The organism is Massilia sp. LMS1-1-1.1 (assembly GCF_040815535.1).
Taxonomy (GTDB): Bacteria; Pseudomonadota; Gammaproteobacteria; order Burkholderiales; family Burkholderiaceae_D; genus Janthinobacterium; species Janthinobacterium aestuarii.
The window spans coordinates 53,134-71,246 of the sequence record NZ_JBFPNG010000067.1 but is presented as its reverse complement, the minus strand read 5'-3'; the positions used below and the strand labels follow the sequence as shown (position 1 = coordinate 71,246).

General features: G+C 60.9%; 14 protein-coding genes. 11 read left to right on the top strand and 3 right to left on the bottom strand.

What is annotated here, in order from left to right; translation table 11 throughout:
• Positions 1–26 precede the first annotated feature (26 nt).
• Positions 27–1,730: a group II intron reverse transcriptase/maturase gene (ltrA, locus tag MRBLMS1_RS29370; protein WP_485883933.1), complete on the bottom strand. Its 1,704-nt coding sequence runs from the start codon at positions 1,728–1,730 to the stop codon at positions 27–29.
• A 1,146-nt stretch (positions 1,731–2,876) separates the two neighbouring features.
• On the opposite strand from ltrA, the gene MRBLMS1_RS29365 reads away from it, so the two are divergent.
• The 4 genes from MRBLMS1_RS29365 to rsmA all read left to right on the top strand — a co-directional run bounded on the left by MRBLMS1_RS29365 (position 2,877) and on the right by rsmA (position 8,570).
• A complete protein-coding gene (locus MRBLMS1_RS29365) occupies positions 2,877–5,117 on the top strand; it encodes an LPS-assembly protein LptD (protein WP_485883931.1) in 2,241 nt (746 codons plus the stop codon).
• Between the two features lie 103 nt (positions 5,118–5,220).
• Entirely contained in the window at positions 5,221–6,615 is a 1,395-nt protein-coding gene (locus tag MRBLMS1_RS29360; protein WP_485883929.1) for a peptidylprolyl isomerase, read from the top strand.
• A 19-nt stretch (positions 6,616–6,634) separates the two neighbouring features.
• Positions 6,635–7,690, top strand: coding sequence for a 4-hydroxythreonine-4-phosphate dehydrogenase PdxA (gene pdxA, locus MRBLMS1_RS29355; protein ID WP_485883927.1), 1,056 nt, complete (start codon positions 6,635–6,637; stop codon positions 7,688–7,690).
• Positions 7,691–7,790: 100 nt separating this feature from the next.
• Complete coding sequence (gene rsmA / locus MRBLMS1_RS29350; protein WP_139090561.1) at positions 7,791–8,570, top strand: 16S rRNA (adenine(1518)-N(6)/adenine(1519)-N(6))-dimethyltransferase RsmA; 780 nt, start codon at positions 7,791–7,793, stop codon at positions 8,568–8,570.
• A 77-nt stretch (positions 8,571–8,647) separates the two neighbouring features.
• Here rsmA and MRBLMS1_RS29345 read toward each other — a convergent pair whose 3' ends face one another.
• Positions 8,648–9,565, bottom strand: a complete 918-nt coding sequence (locus MRBLMS1_RS29345) for a LysR family transcriptional regulator (protein WP_034745670.1) — start codon at positions 9,563–9,565, stop codon at positions 8,648–8,650.
• A gap of 237 nt (positions 9,566–9,802) precedes the next feature.
• Between MRBLMS1_RS29345 and MRBLMS1_RS29340 the strand changes: the two genes are divergently transcribed.
• The 7 genes from MRBLMS1_RS29340 to MRBLMS1_RS29310 are packed head-to-tail and all read left to right on the top strand — an operon-like array spanning position 9,803 to position 16,712.
• Positions 9,803–10,906: a porin gene (locus MRBLMS1_RS29340; protein WP_485883924.1), complete on the top strand. Its 1,104-nt coding sequence runs from the start codon at positions 9,803–9,805 to the stop codon at positions 10,904–10,906.
• 57 nt (positions 10,907–10,963) lie between these two features.
• A complete protein-coding gene (locus MRBLMS1_RS29335; RefSeq protein ID WP_485883922.1) occupies positions 10,964–11,986 on the top strand; it encodes an ABC transporter substrate-binding protein in 1,023 nt (340 codons plus the stop codon).
• 21 nt (positions 11,987–12,007) lie between these two features.
• Positions 12,008–12,847 carry an ABC transporter permease gene (locus tag MRBLMS1_RS29330; protein ID WP_034745679.1) on the top strand — a complete coding sequence of 280 codons (840 nt, stop codon included), beginning with the start codon at positions 12,008–12,010 and terminating at the stop codon, positions 12,845–12,847.
• Positions 12,844–13,623 (top strand): ABC transporter permease, encoded by a 780-nt coding sequence (locus tag MRBLMS1_RS29325; protein WP_034745682.1) that lies wholly within the window; start codon positions 12,844–12,846, stop codon positions 13,621–13,623. The genes MRBLMS1_RS29330 and MRBLMS1_RS29325 overlap by 4 nt, the downstream gene beginning before the upstream one ends.
• 13 nt (positions 13,624–13,636) lie before the next feature.
• Entirely contained in the window at positions 13,637–14,668 is a 1,032-nt protein-coding gene (locus tag MRBLMS1_RS29320) for an ABC transporter ATP-binding protein (protein WP_485883919.1), read from the top strand.
• Between the two features lie 18 nt (positions 14,669–14,686).
• On the top strand, positions 14,687–15,631 hold the full coding sequence (locus MRBLMS1_RS29315) for a nucleoside hydrolase (RefSeq protein ID WP_485883917.1): 945 nt from the start codon (positions 14,687–14,689) through the stop codon (positions 15,629–15,631).
• A 25-nt stretch (positions 15,632–15,656) separates the two neighbouring features.
• Entirely contained in the window at positions 15,657–16,712 is a 1,056-nt protein-coding gene (locus tag MRBLMS1_RS29310; RefSeq protein WP_485883915.1) for an adenosine deaminase family protein, read from the top strand.
• A 1-nt stretch (position 16,713) separates the two neighbouring features.
• Here MRBLMS1_RS29310 and MRBLMS1_RS29305 read toward each other — a convergent pair whose 3' ends face one another.
• Entirely contained in the window at positions 16,714–18,096 is a 1,383-nt protein-coding gene (locus MRBLMS1_RS29305) for a short-chain fatty acyl-CoA regulator family protein (RefSeq protein WP_485883913.1), read from the bottom strand.
• Between the last annotated feature and the right edge of the window lie 17 nt (positions 18,097–18,113).

The following is an 18,113-nucleotide window of genomic DNA, read 5'->3' as shown; positions in this document are numbered from 1 at the left end:
ACACGGCTCAAGCATAATAAAAGTCCCTATACAGGGACCGGCTTCGCAACGTGTAAATCGTTTGCGTGCACATTTATATGGCAATTTGGGTGCAATAATACGCGATTTCCAAGGGCCTCGGAACCACCTGCCACACGGTATTCCATGTGGTGGTCATGCCATCCGGTTTCCATGTTCATCTCGTATCCACACAGAGCGCACAAGCCACGTTGGTCGAGGTAGAGCTTGGCCCACTCACGCCGGTAAGACATGTTTTTCAACATGCGTTCCTGCCGAAGGGTTTCGCCGTACAGTTCCCATTGCGGATCGTAGGGGTGATAGCCGCCCTTGATTTTCGTGTGACGCAGAATCGCCGTACCTGGTAACGAGTACAGTTCCTTTATGGCCTTATTGCCATTCTTTGTGACAACGTCCGCTGCAAACACCCGATTTCCACTCTCGGTTGGGCGCCAATATCGGTCGCGTATCCAACTGTCGGTTTTCTTCGGATGCCTGCGCATGGCCCAGCGACGAAGCCGCCAGTACAGCAGCGACTCCATCGTCGAAAACGCCTCCTTGGCGACTACAGGGCTGTGATATTGCGCCCAGCCCCGCAGCATGGGGTTTAGCAATCGAATGAGATTCTCCTGCTTCGCCCCGATGTTTTCGCTGATCGTCTTCCTCAGCTTTTCATAGAACGTTTTCATGTTCTTCTTACTTGGCTTGATGAGTAGTGTCCCGGAATATTTTCGGAAGTTCCACCCCAGGAAGTCGAAGCCCTCATCGATGTGCACGAGCTTGGTTTTGGCACTGGACAGTCGCAATCCCCTGACTGCAAGGAATGCTTCGATCCATGGCCTGATTTCCGTTTCCAGCAATTCCTTCGATCCACTGGTAACGACAAAATCGTCCGCATATCGCACGACACCGACTTTGAGCTTGCCTGCCTTTGACTTGCCGAATTTCGCACCGAGGTGCGCAATCAGTTCAGTCTCCAGCCCGTTCAACGTCCAATTCGCAAGGGCAGGGCTGATGATGCCGCCCTGTGGCGTTCCAGCTGTGGTTGCCATCAATTGCTTCCGGTCAATTACCCCGGATTTCAGCCATTTAGACAGGATCGACTTGTCCATGAAGACATTGTCGACCAGCCATTGATGGTTGATATTGTCGAAAAAACCTTCGATATCCGCATCCAACACCCAGGTTGCCGAGACTTTCCGGCAGGTCTGGAGAAAAATTTGCGACATCGCATCGGCCGTTGAGCGATTTCTGCGAAACCCGTATGAGTTGGGATCACTCAGCGTTTCCAAGACCGGATCCAATGCCAGCAGGTGAAGCGCCTGCATCGCCCGGTCCCGCATGGTAGGGATGCCCAGTGGGCGCATCTTTCCATTTGACTTGGGAATAAAGACCCTCCGTAATGGCAGGGGCCGATAGCCTTGTTTCTTCAACTGCGCAATGGCAGCGAACTTCTGCGTTGCTGAGTCCCACAACTGCTGGTCCACGCCTGCGGTTCGTTTGCCTTGATTCTCTGTCACTCGTTTGACTGCCAGCGCCTTCGCGCTGAACGAGTGGGTTAGCCACCTTTGCAGCGCTTTCGCCCTGCGCCAGTCGCCTTCCTGTGTAGCCTTCGTTAATCGATGCTGCATGGCTCTCACGTTGCGTTGTACGAGCCGCCAGTTGATGGCGACCCATTCGGTTGGCACGTGCGAGGACGCAGAACCGGCAAGACTGCTGGCGGTTACTTTCATGCTGAACCTCGTGTAGTTGCTCCGACGAGACACAGCGCATCCCCGAAGGGTGAGCTGCATCCCTTCGGGGTGGTTGAAAATGATGACTGCCTGGAGCCAGTACAGTCGTATGACGACTATTACACCAGATGGAAGTGGGCACCCTTTCAGGCCGGGACAAATCTTGAATCCCTATCCGGACCATTACAGCCCGGCATTCGCTTTCTCCATCCTCCTCTACCCGCTCCCCCAAGGGCGTGCCTTGCGGTTTGCTTGCCGCTATCTCGGTTCTTTGATCGAGCGGCAGGGAATCGGGCTTACCACGTTCCCAACGATATCGACGCGACAGCTACATCGCGACTGGCTGTTTAGGGCCCATCTTTCCCCCGGTGGCTGAATGACGACGTATCCCCAGAATCCACGGAGATAACCAGCCACGTACCGTTTGGTTTAGGCCTGTCAGCAGCTTTGGCCTATTAATATTTACGAGGGTTCAAGCGATGGTTCACATAACATTGCCCTTGCAGCACTCACCTAGCCCCTGGACCGCATCGCTGCTCGCAGTCTCCAGCCAAGCGTTCGCACGCCGGGCTGCCGAAAAAGAATGGGGGTACGTTGTCCCTGAGGCTTTGCACCCCGCCGTTACCGGCGACGCACACTCAAGTAGGTGACAGATGGTCGTACATCCGGTCATGGCAGCAGTTGCAACACTGAAGCATGACAAGATATCGAAGAGTTTCACTCGGGTATGACTCGGCTGAGAGAAAACCGAGTCTTGCAGAAAACTGTTGAAATATAGAAAATTGTAAGCAAATGTAAAATATCTACAAGCTTTGCAAATAAACTACAGTTTCAATGTTTTGTGTAAACAAAAACAGGCAAAGGGATATCTACTCGCCGGTGATGCGGCGGGCGTATAAGACTGACAAGCCACGTTCTCGCAGCGTGTCTTGTCTTGCCAAGAATGGGTACTCCGGGGAGCCCCTCACTGTTTTATCACTGGTAAACCAGTGATTTGCCTGCGCAGTTCCTGCGCTGCTAGCCGTTACTGCTACGTTGCGACCGGGGCCAGCTACCCGAGCTTTAAGGCGTGTCGCACAGATTCCCATATAATAAGGGATTCAAATCAAAAAATCGCCTGTCAATGGTGCTTGCCCCTTCCAATTCATGAGCTGGTTTTCGGCCTCCCCCCCTTCGCAGCGCTGGGCTTTCGCCATCAGCGCGCTCGTCGCCGCCACGACGGTGCCTGTCCACGCCCAGAAAGCACCGCGTCCCGTGCATGTGGAAGATCCCGACGCGCCCACCGTCATGACGGCGAACAGCATGAACGGACGACCGGAAAGAGAGATCAATCTCGACCAGAATGTCGTGATTGAGCGCGGAAAAACCACAAAAATGACGGCCGATACAGCTTGTTACAAACAAGTTGAAGATCAGTTCGACGCCGAGGGCCATATCAAGATGTGGCGTTTCGGCGATTACTACACGGGTGACGTCCTGAAACTGAACATGGATACCGGCAAGGGTTTCCTGCTCAATCCGACGTATCGCTTCGCAGTGGGCGGCGGCCAGGGCAAGGCCGAGCGCGTCGACTTCATCAATCCCGACGAAGCGAATGTTATCGACGGCACGTACAGTACCTGTGAAGGGCCGAATCCGGACTGGTACCTGAAATCGAGCACCTTGAACCTCGATACGGGCCGCGACGTGGGCACCGGCAGCAAGACCATCATCTATTTCAAGGACGTGCCGATCCTGGGCACGCCGGGCATCTCGTTTTCGTTGTCGGGTGCGCGCCGCTCGGGCTGGCTGGCGCCCACGCCGGGCTTTGCTTCGAAGAACGGTTTCGAGCTGCTGATGCCGTATTACGTGAACATCGCGCCGAACCGTGACCTGACCCTGTTCCCCCGCTACATCCAGCGGCGCGGTATCCAGCTCGGTGCGACGGGGCGCTACATGGGCGAGACGGATGCCGGCTTGTACGGCGGTGAAACGTCGTTCGAGTTTTTACCTAACGACAAGCAAACCAAGACCAACCGCTACCTGATCAAGTCCAAGCATGAGCAGGCGCTGGCCAAGGGCTGGACTTACAGCTGGGATTTGCGCGAGGCGTCCGACAATAATTACCCGAACGATTTTTCGAAAACCGTCGCCACCGCCACCGAGCGCCAGTTGCTGCGCGAATTGCGCACCGATTACCGCACCGAGGACTGGAGCCTGACGGCGCGCGTGCAGAATTACCAGGTGCTGCAGGATCCCGATCCCAGCGTGGTCGTGCCGCGCCCGTATGACCGCTTGCCGACGGTGAACTTCCACGCTGGAAAATATGACGTCTGGGGCGGTTTCGACTGGACCTTCGACGCGGAGGCGACACGCTTCGCACATCCGACACAGGTGCAAGGCTCGCGCTTTGTGGCCGTGCCGCAGGTGAGTTTCCCCATCATGCGCCCTGGCTACTTCATCACGCCCAAGCTGATGCTCAATGCCAGCGCGTATCAGCTCGACAATGACGCCCGGACCAAGGCGCTGCTGTTCAAGACGACCTCGTTTACGCGCGCCGTGCCGACTTTCTCGGTCGACAGCGGCCTGGTGTTTGAACGCGACTCGAATCTGTTTGGCGCCAAGGGCGGCACGCAAACCCTGGAGCCGCGCCTGTTCTACGTCTACACGCCGTACCGCGACCAGTCGCAGTTTCCGAACTTCGATACGGCCGATGGCACGTTCAACCTGACGCAGATCTTCACGGAAAACCGTTTTGTCGGCAGCGACCGCATCGGCGACGCCAACCAGGTCACGGCCGCCGTCGTCTCGCGCTTCTTGCAGTCGGACGGCACGGAGCGCATGCGCCTGACTTTCGGCCAGCGTTTCTATTTTGCCGACCAGCGCGTGCAGCTCAATTCGACGACGCCCGTCAATCAGTCGCGTTCGGATATCCTGCTGGCCGCAACGGGCCGCGTGTCCGAGACTTGGACCGCCGACAGCCTGGTGCAGTACAATCCCAGCGATCGCCGCCTGATGAGCTACAACTACACCTTGCAATATCAGCCAGGGCCGAAGAAGGTATTGAATTTCAGTAACCGTTTTCAGCGTGACGTCCTGCGTAATGCCGAAGTGTCGACGCAATGGCCGTTGACGGACCGGCTGTATGGCGTGGGCCGCATCAGTTACTCCATCAAGGATCGCAGCATGCTGGAAAGCCTGGTCGGCCTCGAATACAAGGGCGACTGCTGGGTGTTCCGCATGGGCGCGCAGCGTTTCGTGACGACGACCAAGACTGTCTCGACGCCGATCTTCTTCCAGCTGGAATTGACGGGTTTGTCGAATGGCCTGGGCTTGGGCGCGAATGGCCTGGAAACTTTTACAAAAACCATCCCCGGTTACCAGACATTGAGCCAGCCACTCCGTTAAGATAGGCTCCGTTGCCGCCGCCGGTGTTCCCGGCGCTGGCACAAACCGGTTTTTTTATTCACCTGAACTCATGAGCGCTCTACACATTATGCGTAATGCCAGTATGCACCAACTCAAAATTGCAACGGTTTTGTTGTGCGCCATTTCCGGCGCCACGACCAGTAGTGTCTGGGCGCAACAGGCTGCGCCAGCTCCTGCGGCCAAGCCCGCCGCCGCTGCCCCAGCGCCGGTCAAGGGCTTCACGCCGCCCGCGTCGAGCAATGGCCAGACCATCGACTCCATCGCCGTCGTCGTCAATGACGATGTGATCACGCGCAATGAAGTGGCGGCCCGTATCAAGAGCGTAGAGCAGCGCATGAAGGCGCAGAACGTGCCCTTGCCCGATCCGGCCGACCTGCGTCGTCAATTGCTCGAGCGCATGATTGTCGAGCGCGCACAGATGCAGCTGGCCAAGGAGATGGGCGTCCGCGTGGATGACCTGACCCTGGACCGTGCGATTGGCCGTATTGCTGAACAGCAAAAGATGACGGTGCAAGAGCTGCGCAACCAGATGGAAAAAGAAGGCACGCCGTTTGCCACCTTCCGCGAAGAAATCCGCGATGAAATCATCATGCAGCGCCTGCGCGAGCATGAAGTCGACGCCAAGATCCAGATTTCCGATTCCGAAGTGGATAACTTCCTGGCAGCGGAAAAAGCGGCAGCCAGCGAACAGGTGGAGCTGAACCTGGCGCAAATTCTCGTGCGCATTCCGGAAAACTCGAGCCCCGAACAGATCGCCGCGCGCCGCGCGCGCGCCGAAGAAGTCAGCCGCCAGCTGCGCACGGGCGCCGATTTCGCCAAGATGGCCGCCACCTATTCCGACGCCAGCGATGCGCTGAGCGGCGGCGATATCGGCTGGCGCAATAGCGACCGCCTGCCGCCCCTGTTCACGGAGCAATTGCTGAAATTGAAGCCGGGCCAGATCACGCCTATCATCAAGAGCAATACGGGCTTCCATATTCTGAAACTGGTGGACCGCCGCAGCGCTGCCGAGGCGCAAGCCGTCGCCGCCGTGCAGCAGACGCATGCCCGCCACATCCTGCTGAAAGTGACGCCAACCCTGTCGGCGGCCGAAGCCAAGCGTAAATTGCTGGAACTGAAAGAGCGTCTCGACAACAAGGCCGCCAAGTTCGAAGACCTGGCCCGTTTGTTCTCGAACGACGGTTCCGCGGCCAAGGGCGGCGACCTGGGCTGGCTGTATCCAGGCGACACCGTGCCGGAATTTGAAACGGCGATGAATGCGCTGAAACCGGGCGAAGTGAGCGAGCCGATCGAATCGAGCTTTGGCTTCCACCTGATCGAAGTGCTGGAACGCAAGAGCGATGACGTCTCGAAAGAGAAGCAGCGCGCTGCCGCACGCAACGCCTTGCGCGAACGCAAGCTGGAAGAAGCGACGGAAAACTGGGCGCGCGAAGTGCGCGACCGTGCTTACGTCGAATTCCGCGCGGACGACCAGTAATGCTGCTGACTGATTGCGCATGAGTAACTTGCCTGTTGCCCGCCGTCCGGCCATCGCCATTACTTGTGGCGAACCGGCCGGTGTCGGCCCGGAAATTTCCATCCGCGCCGCCTGGGCCATGCGGCATGAGGTCAACTGCATCCTGCTGGGCGACGCCGCCTTCCTGGCGCTGACGGCCAGCCTGATCGACCCGGACATCCGCCTGGCGGCGCTGTCGCTGCAAGCCGTGCGCAACAGTGGCTTGCCCCAGTTCGGACCCGGCCGCCTGGCCGTGATCGATATTCCCACCGTGAACAATGTCATCCCCGGTGTGCTGGACAAGGAAAACGGGCGTTCCGTGCTCGCCACCCTGGACGCGGCCGTGGAAGGTATTCAGGCCGGCTGGTTTGGCGCCATGGTCACGGCACCCTTGCAAAAGAGCACGATCAACGACGCCGGCGTGGCCTTTTCCGGCCATACGGAATACCTGGCAGAAAAAACCGGCACGCCGCAAGTGGTGATGATGCTGGCCGGCGAACCCGGCCATGGCGAACCGACCCTGCGCGTGGCGCTGGCCACCACGCACCTGCCGTTGAAGGACGTGTCCGCTGCCATCACCATGGACAGCCTGGCCGTCACCCTCGATATCATCCAGACGGACTTGCAACAGAAATTCGGCATCGCCGTGCCGCGCATCCTCGTCACCGGCCTGAACCCGCACGCGGGCGAGGGCGGCTATCTGGGACGCGAGGAAATTGATGTCATCGCTCCGGCGATTGCCGCGGCGCAAGCGCGCGGCATCGATGCGCGCGGACCTTATCCGGCCGACACCCTGTTCCAGCACAAATACCTGGCGGACGCCGACTGCGTGCTGGCCATGTACCACGACCAGGGTTTGCCCGTGCTGAAATACGCGACCTTCGGGCGCGGCATCAATATCACCCTAGGCTTGCCGCTGATACGCACCTCGGTCGACCATGGCACGGCGCTGGACCTGGCCGCGCAAGGGCTGGGGCTGGCCGATGGCCACAGCATGGAGCAAGCGCTGCAAACGGCACTCGACATGCTGCGCGCCAGCACCCCGACCCGAGCATAGAGCGTAGGTCGGGTTAGCCGGCACGGCCTAACCCGACGCTGCCTGCTCAACCGATTCCGCCGGCCTGTGCCGGCTTTACCGCATTAATAGAAAACACATTATGAAACACGTTGCCCGCAAACGCTTTGGCCAGAACTTCCTGCATGACCGCTTCGTCCTCGACGACATCACGGCCGCCATCGGGCCGCAGCCGGACGATGCCATGGTCGAGATCGGCCCGGGCCTGGGCGCCATGACGGAGCAGCTGCTGCGCCATCTGAAGCAGATGCACGTGGTCGAGCTGGACCGCGACCTGATCGTGCGCCTGGAAAAGACGTTCAATCCGGCCAAGCTGACGATCCATTCGGGCGACGCGCTGAAATTCGATTTCGCGCAAATCCCCGTGCCGGCCGGCCAGAAGCTGCGCATCGTCGGCAACTTGCCGTACAACATTTCCAGCCCGCTGCTGTTCCACCTGGCGGATTTCGCGCCGCTGGTACAGGACCAGCATTTCATGTTGCAAAAGGAAGTGGTCGAACGCATGGTGGCCGAGCCGGGCAGCAAGGCGTATGGCCGCCTGTCCGTGATGCTGCAGTGGCGCTACAAGATGTCGCTGTTGTTCATCGTGCCGCCGACGGCCTTCGACCCGCCGCCGAAAGTGGAATCGGCCATCGTGCGCATGATCCCCGTGGCCGAGCGCCTGGCCTGCGACCAGGCCACCCTGGAAGCGGTGGTCATGAAGGCTTTCTCGCAGCGCCGCAAGGTGATCCGCAACTGCCTGGCCGGCATGTTTACGGAAGAGCAGATCAAGGCGGCCGGCATCGACCCGACTCTGCGTCCGGAAACGGTGGGGCTGGAGCAGTATGTGGCTTTAGCCAATTTACTGAAGGCGCCGCAGTAAGCATTGTCAAACCCAAGGGCGAGGACTGGGGTCGGACCCTTAGGGTCCGACCCCGGCTGTTCATCCGTTGGGGTTATTCAAAACCACTGGTCGACTTGCTGCAGGTCTTGCCGCAGCGCTGAAAAACAGTCGTCCACATGGTGGTTGCGGCTGATTTCATTGCGCCGCATCAGGGCGATCTTGCGCTTGCACGTGGGTTGGCGCAGCGGCGCCACGTGCAGGTCCTCGTCGTTGAGGAAGGTCGTGTACAGGCTGGGCATGATGCCCACGGCGATGCCGGCGCGTACCACGCCGTACAGCGATTCACTGTGGATCATCTGGTACAGGCTCGATGGGCTCAAGCCATGCTGGCGCAGCGCGCTCGAGGCGAACTCCCAGATGCTGCCCTTGGTGAACACGACGATTTCCTGGCCCGCCAGCTGGTCCCAGCGCACTTCCTTGAGCGGCGCCAGCGCATGGCGCCCCGCCGTCACCAGCACCAGCTCGTCTTCGAACAGGCCCACGCTTTCCAGCGACACGGAACCGGGCACTTCGATGCCTACGCAAAAGTCCAGCTGGCCCGAATGCAGGGCGTGCAGCAAGCCGTCGTTGGGCATGTCCGACAAGACGATTTCCACTTCATCGCCATGCTGCTCGCAATAGCGCGCCACGACCACGGCCGTCATCGCCATGGCCGAGGGAATCGCGCCGATGCGGATGCGGTGCCGGCCGCTGCCGATGGCGCGCTGGATATCGGCAAAGGTATTGCTCGCCGTATTCAATAAATGCGTGGCGTAGTCGAGCGCCAGTTTTCCCTCGCGCGTCAATTCCAGCTGGTGGGTTGTGCGGTTAAACAACTTTTTTCCCAGTTGATTTTCCAGCAGCTTGATCGACGCGCTGAGGGCCGGCTGGGTCACGCACAATTCCTGTGCGGCCTTGCTGAAGCTGTTTACCCGGGCTAGGGTGGCGAACGCTTGCAAATGTCGTAAGGAAATCTTCTTGCTCAGTTCATGCATGGGCGTTGCTTATTAGAAAAAGTAATGGATTTATAAAAATAAACAAATTTTCTTATCCTGCAATTTACCATATTCTGGACTGGTCCTTACTTGTCTTGAAGGCAATAATCTTCAGAGAAGCGCTTGCCAGGCGGCGCCGGTACTCGCGGCAGCATGCCATGCAAGGGATGCATCAATAAAATAATTCCAAAAAACTCAGGGTTTATTCTTTTTAGGGTGGCGGCGATGAACAAATGGATGACTGGAACGATGGTGGTGGGGGGCTTGCTGGCGGCGCACGGCGTGGCGCAGGCGCAAAGCAGCGTGCAAGTGTATGGACTGCTGTCGGCCGGTATCGGCTATGTGTCGGATGAAGGCAAGGGCAGCCGCACGCATGCGCTGAGCGGTACGAATCAGAATCCCCGTATCGGTTTCCGCGGTCAGGAAGACCTGGGCAACGGCACCAAGGCACTCTTCGTGCTGGAAAACGGTTTTAACGTCATGACGGGCACGGCTTCGCAAAGCGGCCGTCTGTTCGGCCGCCAGTCGTATGTGGGCCTGTCGAGCAACGACAAGGGCACCCTGACACTGGGCCGCCAGTACGAAGCCGTCAAGGACCTGCTGGGCCCCGTGGTCATCGCCAGTAACGGCGTGCACATCGGCGACAACGACAATGGCTACAACAACCTGCGCGTGCAAAACGCCGTCAAGTATGTGAGCCCGAACATCAGCAACCTGTCGTTCACGGGCTTGTACGGCTTCAGCGAAAATGCGGAAGACTCGAACCGCAACCGCGTCTACAGCATGGGCGCCGGCTACAAGGTCGACGCCTTCAGCTGGGCCGTTGCGTATACCAAGATGGACCGTCCGAACAGCCCCGACGCGCCGAATGGCGCCATCGGCAATGACTATGGCAGCTCGTTGTTGATCTTCAACAAGAGCGCCGTCAAGGGCGCCGGCGTGGACAGCCAGGCCATCGCCGGCACGGGAGGCTTTTATAATGTGGGCAAGACCAAGTTTGGCGCGCTGTACACCAACGTGCGCTACCACTACCTGGATCAGAGCAATCTGACCTTGCAAAACGTGGACTTGAACGTGAACCACAAGCTGACGGAAGCGTTGAACCTGGGCGCCTCGTATTTCTTTACCACCGGTAAATATGACGTGATCAACAAGACGCCGAAATGGCATCAGGTCAATTTCCAGGCCGATTACTTCCTGTCCAAGCGCACCGATATCGCCATTACCTGGAGTTACCAGAAAGCGGCCGGCGACGCGACGTTCGCCCGCGTGTTCGGCTTCGGCGCCTCGGGCGGCAAGACGCAAAGCGTCCTGATCGCCGGCATGCGGCATTATTTCTGACTCTGATTCATCTTTACAGGCGCTGTCCCGCAGCGCCGTCCCCTGAAAGGAAGCATCTTGAAAAAGCACCTCATGTTGGCGTTGAGCCTAGGCTTGCTGGCCAACGCCGCCCACGCGGAAAAACGCGAGCTGGTCATTTCGGCCTATCCGATTGCCCAGCCCTTGTTCATGAAGTATGTGTACGAGCCGTTCAAGGCCAAATGCGGGTGCGATATCAAGGTGGAAACGGGGAATAACGCGGACCGCATCGCCAAGCTGGTGGTGCACGCCAAGAATCCGGTGATCGACCTGGTGCTGCTGTCCGATTCCGGCATGCTGGAAGCGGCGCAGAAGGGCGTCATCCAGCCCATGGATTACTCCAAGCTGAGCAATTACAAAGCCTTGTACGACGTGGCGAAAAATCCCATCGGCGGCAACTACGCCGTCGGCTACACCCTGTATTCCGTGGGCCTGGTGTACCGCAGCGACAAGATTGCCCCGCTGACGTCCTGGAAGGACCTGTGGCGCCCCGAACTGAAGGGCCGCGTGGCCTTCCCCGACGTGAGCACCACACAGGGCCCGCTGATGCTGCGCATGGCCGATGCGGCCTGGGGCGGCAAGACGGACGATTACGCGACCGGCTTTGCGAAGATCGTCAGCATGAAGGGCAACGTCGTCACGTTCTCGAAAAACAGCGCGCAACTGGCCGCCCTGTTCGCCCAGGATGAAATCTGGGCCGCGCCCGTGGCGCGCTTTACGTGGTCGCAAATGCTCAAGACGGGCCTGCCCCTGAAGTGGAGCATCCCGGCCGAAGGCCAGGCGGCCGGCATGAACGTGATGGGCATCGTTGCCGGTTCGAAGAACGCGGACCTGGCCTACCAGCTGATGGATTTCTGGCTGTCCAAGGAAGTGCAGACGCAGCTGGCGACCAACCTGGTCGATTCGCCCGTCAACAAGGACGTGCGCCTGTCGGTGGCGGCCGCGCAATTCAATACCTATGGCGCCGACCAGATCAGTTCGCTGAAATTCGTCAAGCCGGAAACCATCATCAAACAGCGCAGCAACTGGATGACGCAGTGGAACAAGGCCATGAGCAAATAGTGGTGACGAGGAGAGAACACCATGTTTGCTGATCCAAAAAAGCGCTTGGGACTGCTGCTGGTCCTGCCGGCGCTGATCTTTATCGTCGTCTGCTTCCTGTTGCCCGTGCTGGCCTTGCTGGTCGACGCCTTCCGCGTCGGCGACGGCATGCAGTGGGGCGTCGACCGTTTCATCGACTTCTTCTCGCAGGAGTTCAACCGCACCATCTTCTGGCGCACCTTGCGCATCGCCGCGCTGGTGACCCTGGCGGCCATCATCCTCGGCTACCCGGCCGCGCAAGCCGTGGCGCGCGTGTCGCCGAAGTGGCGCGGGCTGGTGGTGGGCATGATGATCTTGCCGCTGATGGTCTCGCCGATCGCGCGTACCTACGCCTGGATCGTGTTGCTGGGCCGTAATGGCGCCGTCAACGCGGCGCTCGTCAACATGGGCTTCACGGAAGAGCCGCTGCGTTTGCTGTTCAGCGAATTTGCCGTCTTTGTCGGCCTGCTGCAACTGCTGCTGCCGCTGATGCTGATGTCGCTGGCGGGCGCGCTGGAAAACCTGCCGCGCGACGTGGAACCGGCTGCCGCCACCCTGGGCGCCAATCCATGGCAAGTCTTTTGCAAGGTCACCCTGCCGCTGACGCAGGAAGGCCTGGTTGTCGGCGGCACGCTGGTATTTACGGGCTGCGTGACGGCCTATGTGACGCCGGCCCTGCTGGGCGGCACCAAGGTGCTGATGCTGGAAACGCTGCTGTACCAGAAGGTCAGCGTGGAAAGCGATTTCGGCGCCGCGAATGTCATCGCCGTCATCCTCGTCTGCATGACCCTGCTGGTCAACGCCGGCCTTAAACGTATTTCTTCGAGCCGGAGTTCCGTATGAAAGAAAGCCTCTTTTCACGTGCCGTTTTATGGCTGGTATTCCTGTTCCTGCTGGGGCCTTTCGCCATCGTCGTACTGGCGGGCTTTTCCGGCGGCGAGACGCTGGCCTTCCCGCCCGAGTCCTACTCGCTGCGCTGGATCATCGAAGTGTGGTCGGCGCCCGAGTTCCGCCGCGCCTTCCAGACCAGCCTGGAAATCGGCCTGATCGCGACCGTCATCGCGCTGCTGCTGGGCATACCCGTCGCGTATGCGTTTTCGCGCATGCCGCCACCGGGCATCGGCGCCATCCGCCAGGTGCTGACGTCGCCGCTGATCATTCCCGCCATCCTCGTGGGCCTGGGCTTGCTGCACCATCTGGTGCTGACGATTAACGCGCCCGTCTACGTGGGACTGCTGATCGGCCATATCGCGCTCCTGATTCCGTACTCGGTGCGGGTCGTGTACGCCAGCCTGGTGAATTTGCGCGTCGATATCGAGGATGCCGCCATCACGCTGGGCGCGTCGCGCCTGCGGGCCTTCTTCATGATCGTGCTGCCGAATATCCGCAACGCCGTGATCGCCGCCTTCTTCCTCGCCTTCGTCACCTCGTTCAACCAGGTGCCCGTGTCGCTGTTCCTCACGGGACCCGGCATCAGCACCTTGCCGATCGAGATGCTGGGCCATATGGAAAACAGCTTCGATCCGTCGATCGCTGCCCTGTCGACCTTGCTGGTCTTGTTCACCATGGCCTTCGTGATGGTGACCGAGAAGGTGCTGGGCATTTCTAAATACATGTAAGAGGCAACACACGATGAGTTATCTGGAACTGCATAAGCTGAACCTCGGCTACGCCAAGAACACGACGTCCGTGAAAGACCTGGACCTGCACGTCGAGCAGGGCGAACTGATCTCCCTGCTGGGCCCCAGCGGCTGCGGCAAGACCACCACCATGCGCGCGATTGCCGGCCTGATGCCGCTGCAGTCGGGCCGCATCGTGCTGGACGGCCGCGAGATCGGCAAGCTGGCGCCGAACAAGCGCAATATCGGCATGGTGTTCCAGTCGTATGCGCTGTTCCCGCACCTGAACGTGTACGACAACATCGCTTTTGGCCTGCGCCTGCGCAAGGTCGCGCCAGCCCTGCTGAAAACCAAAGTGGAAGCCGTGATTGCCGCCGTGGGCCTGACCGGTTTCGAAACCCGCTTGCCGGCGCAGATGTCCGGCGGCCAGCAGCAGCGCGTGGCGCTTGCACGCGCCATCGTCGTCGAGCCGGCCCTGCTGCTGCTCGACGAGCCGCTGTCGAACCTGGACGCCAAGCTGCGCGTCCAGATGCGCGCCGAGCTGCGCCGCATCCAGCGCGAACTGGGCATCACCATGCTGTACGTGACGCATGACCAGGAAGAAGCGCTGGCCCTGTCCGACCGCATCGTCGTCATGAACGGCGGGCGCATCGAGCAACTGGCCGCGCCGGAAGCCGTCTTCAACACGCCATCGACGCGCTTCGTTGCCAACTTCATGGGCTTTGAAAACCTGTTCGATTACCGCGACGGCGCGCTGCATCACGCGGGCGCCAGCCTGCCGTACACGTCCCCCGTCGCCGCCGGCACCACGGTGCTGGGCTGGCGTCCGGACAAGGTGCGCGTCTGCGCCGCCGACGACGCGGCGGGCCAATACCCGGGCACCGTGCTGGCACGGGGCTTCCTGGGCGACACCGTCGAATACCTGCTGCAAACGCCGCTGGGCCAGGTCAAGGGCATTTGCGCGGCCGGCGGCGCCGCCTGGCGCGAAGGCACGGCCGTCTCGTTCGTGCTGCCGGCCGACAGCGCCCTGTGGCTGGCTGCCTAACTTCGACTGGAAACCATCATGGACAAACCCTTGAAAAAGATCTGGCTCGATACCGATCCCGGTTTCGACGACTGGCTGACGATGCTGCTGTTGGGCAGCAATCCCGACATCGAGTGGCTGGGCGTGAGCGTGGTGGCGGGCAATGCGCCCGTCGACATCACCTACGACAACGCCTTGCGCATCAAGGCCCATGATGGCTTGAGGGTGCCGATCTACCGCGGCTGCGAAGAGCCGCTGGCCGGCGTCATCGAGACGGCGCAGCGCATCCTCGGCGACAGTGGCATGCCCACCACGGGAGATATTCTGCCGCCCGGCGCCGCCGTTGATGCTGCCGGCCACGCCGTCGACGCGCTGATCGCCGCCGTGCGCGCCCACCCCGGCCAGATCACCATCATGGCGATTGCGCCGATGACGAACCTGGCGACCGCCTTGAGCCGCGCTCCCGACATTGCCGAAAAAATCGTCGAGATCATTTTGATGGGCGGCTCGACCGACCAGGGCAACCACACGGCGGCGGCCGAATTCAATATCTATGCGGACCCGGAAGCGGCCGCCCAGGTCTTCCAGGCCGGCATCCCGCTGCGCATGTTCGGCTTGAACCTGTGCCGCCAGCTGCTGGTGACGAATGGGGAAGTGCTGCAGTTGCGCGCCATCGGCACGCCGCGCGCGCAGCGTCTGGCCGGCTACCTGGAAGCGTACGTGCGCATCCGCAGCAGCGACGGTTCCGTGCCCATGCCCATGTACGACCCCGTGGTGGCCCTGTATCTGGAAGCGCCGCAGCTGTTCCAGTTCCAGAGCGCCCACGTGGCCATCGAATTGACGGGCGAACTGACGCGCGGCATGACGGTGTGCGAGTTCCGCGTGCCGCGCCGCGCGCCCATCAACACGCAGGTGGCGATGCTGGCCGACGGCCCGGCCGCCATCGCACTGCTGATGCGGCGCCTGGCCGGCATTCTCGCCTGATCCACTCCATTACGAAACGAGCTTCATGTCTAATTCCCCCCTGAGCATCGAACAGTTTTTACGCGCCATGCCGAAAGTGGAGCTGCATTGCCATTTGTTCGGCACGGTGCGCCAGGCAACCTTCCGCGCGCTGGCCGCCAAGACGCGCAATGTCGTCACGCCCGAGGAAATCGACTCTTTCTACACGCGCGGCGACAAGCCCGTCGGCGTGCTGCGCGTGCTGCGTGCGCTCGACGCGCACCTGATCGTCTCGCCGACGGATCTGTATTGCCTGGCCTACGAATACCTGGAAGACGCGCATGGCCACGGCGTGCGCTATGCGGAGTTCTTCTGGAACCCCACTGGCACCGTGCGCGTGTCGGGCATCCGCTATGAATCGGCGCAAGACGCCATCGTGGCCGCCATCCGCGACGCGCAGCGCGACTTCGGCGTGATCGGCCGTTTGATCCCCAGCATCGACCGCGAAGCGGCTCCTGCGGAAGCCGTGCAGATGGTGGAATGGATGAAGGCTTACCGCGCGCCGGAAGTCATCGGCATCGGCATCGATTACCGCGAAAACGACCGCCCGCCAGAGTTGTTCATCGAAGCCTACCGCGCCGCGCGCGCAGCCGGTTTCAAATGCACGGCGCATGCGGGCGAATTCGGCATGCCGTGGATGAACGTGGAGACGGCCATCGAACAGCTGCAGGTGGACCGGGTCGACCATGGCTACACGATTGTCGACAACCCGGAACTGGCGCAGCGCTGCGTGGAGCGCGGTCTCGTGTTTACCGTGGTGCCGACCAATTCCTATTATTTGCGCACCCTGGCGCCCGAGCGCTGGGCGCTCGATCATCCGATCCGCGCCATGGCCAAGCTGGGATTGAAACTGCATCCGAACACGGACGATCCGACCCTGCACCACGTAACGCCGACGGGCGCCTGGATGATGATGCGCGAATTCGGCTTCGGCCTCGACGACATGCGCGGCTTCATGTTGAATGGCCTGGACGCGGCCTGGATAGCCGAGTCCACGCGGCGCGACTGGCGCGCGGAATTTACGCGCGAATTCGACGCGCTGCGCGCCCGGGTCGCCGAATAAATCAGGCTGATGCTGGCGGCGGTGCCAGCAGCGACGGAAACGCCCGCTGCGGGCAGCTTTGGCGCTCGCACACCTTGCAGCCCGTGCCGATCGGCGTGGCGCTGGAAGGGTCGTGCAAATCGAGTCCCTTCGAATAGATCAAGCGGTGCGCCTGCGAGATGTCGCAGCCCAGCGCCACGGCAAACGTCTTGCCCGGTGCGCGAAAGCCCGGCGACGCCGTGCTGACCTGGCGCGCGATCCACAGATACGTGCAGCCGTCTGGCATGCTGGCCACTTGCGTGAGCACCTGTCCCGGATGGCTGAAGGCGTCGTAGACGATCCACAGCGGGCACGTGCCGCCCACTCTTGAGAAATGAAAGTCCGTGGCCGACTGGCGCTTCGAGACATTGCCAGCCCGGTCGACCCTGACGAAGAAAAACGGCAGCCCCGCCGCGTCGGGGCGCTGCATGGTGCTCAGGCGGTGGCACACGGCTTCGAAACCCACGCCGAACTGGTGCGCCAGACGCTCGATATCGTAGGCACGCGTTTCCGCCGCCTGCAGGAAGCGCTGGTAGGGCATCAGCAGCGCGCCCGCAAAATAATTCGAAAACGCCAGGCGCGCGCCCGTTTGCGCGGCCGCGCCGGACAATCCCGCCGCCAGCACGAGAGCGTCGATCAGGTCGCTGTGCTCGAGCAGGCTGATTTGCGCCGCCATCTGGAAGGCGCGCTGGCCGCCCGTCAGGGTATCGGGCAGCCACAAAATCTGTTGCTGGGCGTCGTAGCGGTGCTTGCGCACCATGCCCGCGTCGCCATCGGACAAGCGCACTTCGATGCCGTGGCGTTCCAGCAGCCGGCCTTGCAGCGCGTCGAGCGTGCGCAGGGCGGGATCGAGTTCGCCGGCCACGAGTTCCGCCGCCCGGTCCAGCTCATCGATATAGTTTTGCCGCCGGTTCAGGTATTCGCGCACTTCCTCGTCCGTGGACGGTGCTGCCGAGCTGGCGCCGCGGCTGCCATCGTCAAGACGCGCGGCCAGGGTGTCGGCCCGCTCCGCCATCACGCGGTAGCGCCGCTGCAACAGCAAGATCGAGCGGGCCAGTTCCGGCATGTTTTCCACCAGCATCTTGAGTTCCGCCATCGACGTGGGCGGCGCGTCGGGCAATTCGCCGAACACGTCGCGCACGTCGGCCACGAGGCTGGCGCTGTCGTGCTCGGAAAAGATTTGCGGATCGACACCCAGCACCGTGCCGATGCGCAGCAAAATAGGCACCGTCAGCGGGCGCTGGTTGCGTTCCATCTGGTTCAGGTAGCTGGGCGAAATACCCAAGGACTTGGCCAGCGCCACCTGCGTCATGCGCCGTTCCTCGCGCAGCCGCTGCAGGCGCACACCCATGAAAACCTTTGCCATCGTGTTTCCTCTTCCCC

Excerpts from the sequence above, each read along its gene's own strand:
- MRBLMS1_RS29360 (WP_485883929.1), top strand. The coding sequence starts at position 5,221 with ATGCACCAACTCAAAATTGCAACGGTTTTGTTGTGCGCCATTTCCGGC.
- MRBLMS1_RS29320 (WP_485883919.1), top strand. The coding sequence starts at position 13,637 with ATGAGTTATCTGGAACTGCATAAGCTGAACCTCGGCTACGCCAAGAAC.
- MRBLMS1_RS29310 (WP_485883915.1), top strand. The coding sequence starts at position 15,657 with ATGTCTAATTCCCCCCTGAGCATCGAACAGTTTTTACGCGCCATGCCG.
- pdxA (WP_485883927.1), top strand. The coding sequence starts at position 6,635 with ATGAGTAACTTGCCTGTTGCCCGCCGTCCGGCCATCGCCATTACTTGT.
- MRBLMS1_RS29305 (WP_485883913.1), bottom strand. The coding sequence starts at position 18,096 with ATGGCAAAGGTTTTCATGGGTGTGCGCCTGCAGCGGCTGCGCGAGGAA.
- MRBLMS1_RS29325 (WP_034745682.1), top strand. The coding sequence starts at position 12,844 with ATGAAAGAAAGCCTCTTTTCACGTGCCGTTTTATGGCTGGTATTCCTG.
- ltrA (WP_485883933.1), bottom strand. The coding sequence starts at position 1,730 with ATGAAAGTAACCGCCAGCAGTCTTGCCGGTTCTGCGTCCTCGCACGTG.
- MRBLMS1_RS29315 (WP_485883917.1), top strand. The coding sequence starts at position 14,687 with ATGGACAAACCCTTGAAAAAGATCTGGCTCGATACCGATCCCGGTTTC.
- MRBLMS1_RS29365 (WP_485883931.1), top strand. The coding sequence starts at position 2,877 with ATGAGCTGGTTTTCGGCCTCCCCCCCTTCGCAGCGCTGGGCTTTCGCC.
- rsmA (WP_139090561.1), top strand. The coding sequence starts at position 7,791 with ATGAAACACGTTGCCCGCAAACGCTTTGGCCAGAACTTCCTGCATGAC.
- MRBLMS1_RS29345 (WP_034745670.1), bottom strand. The coding sequence starts at position 9,565 with ATGCATGAACTGAGCAAGAAGATTTCCTTACGACATTTGCAAGCGTTC.
- MRBLMS1_RS29330 (WP_034745679.1), top strand. The coding sequence starts at position 12,008 with ATGTTTGCTGATCCAAAAAAGCGCTTGGGACTGCTGCTGGTCCTGCCG.
- MRBLMS1_RS29340 (WP_485883924.1), top strand. The coding sequence starts at position 9,803 with ATGACTGGAACGATGGTGGTGGGGGGCTTGCTGGCGGCGCACGGCGTG.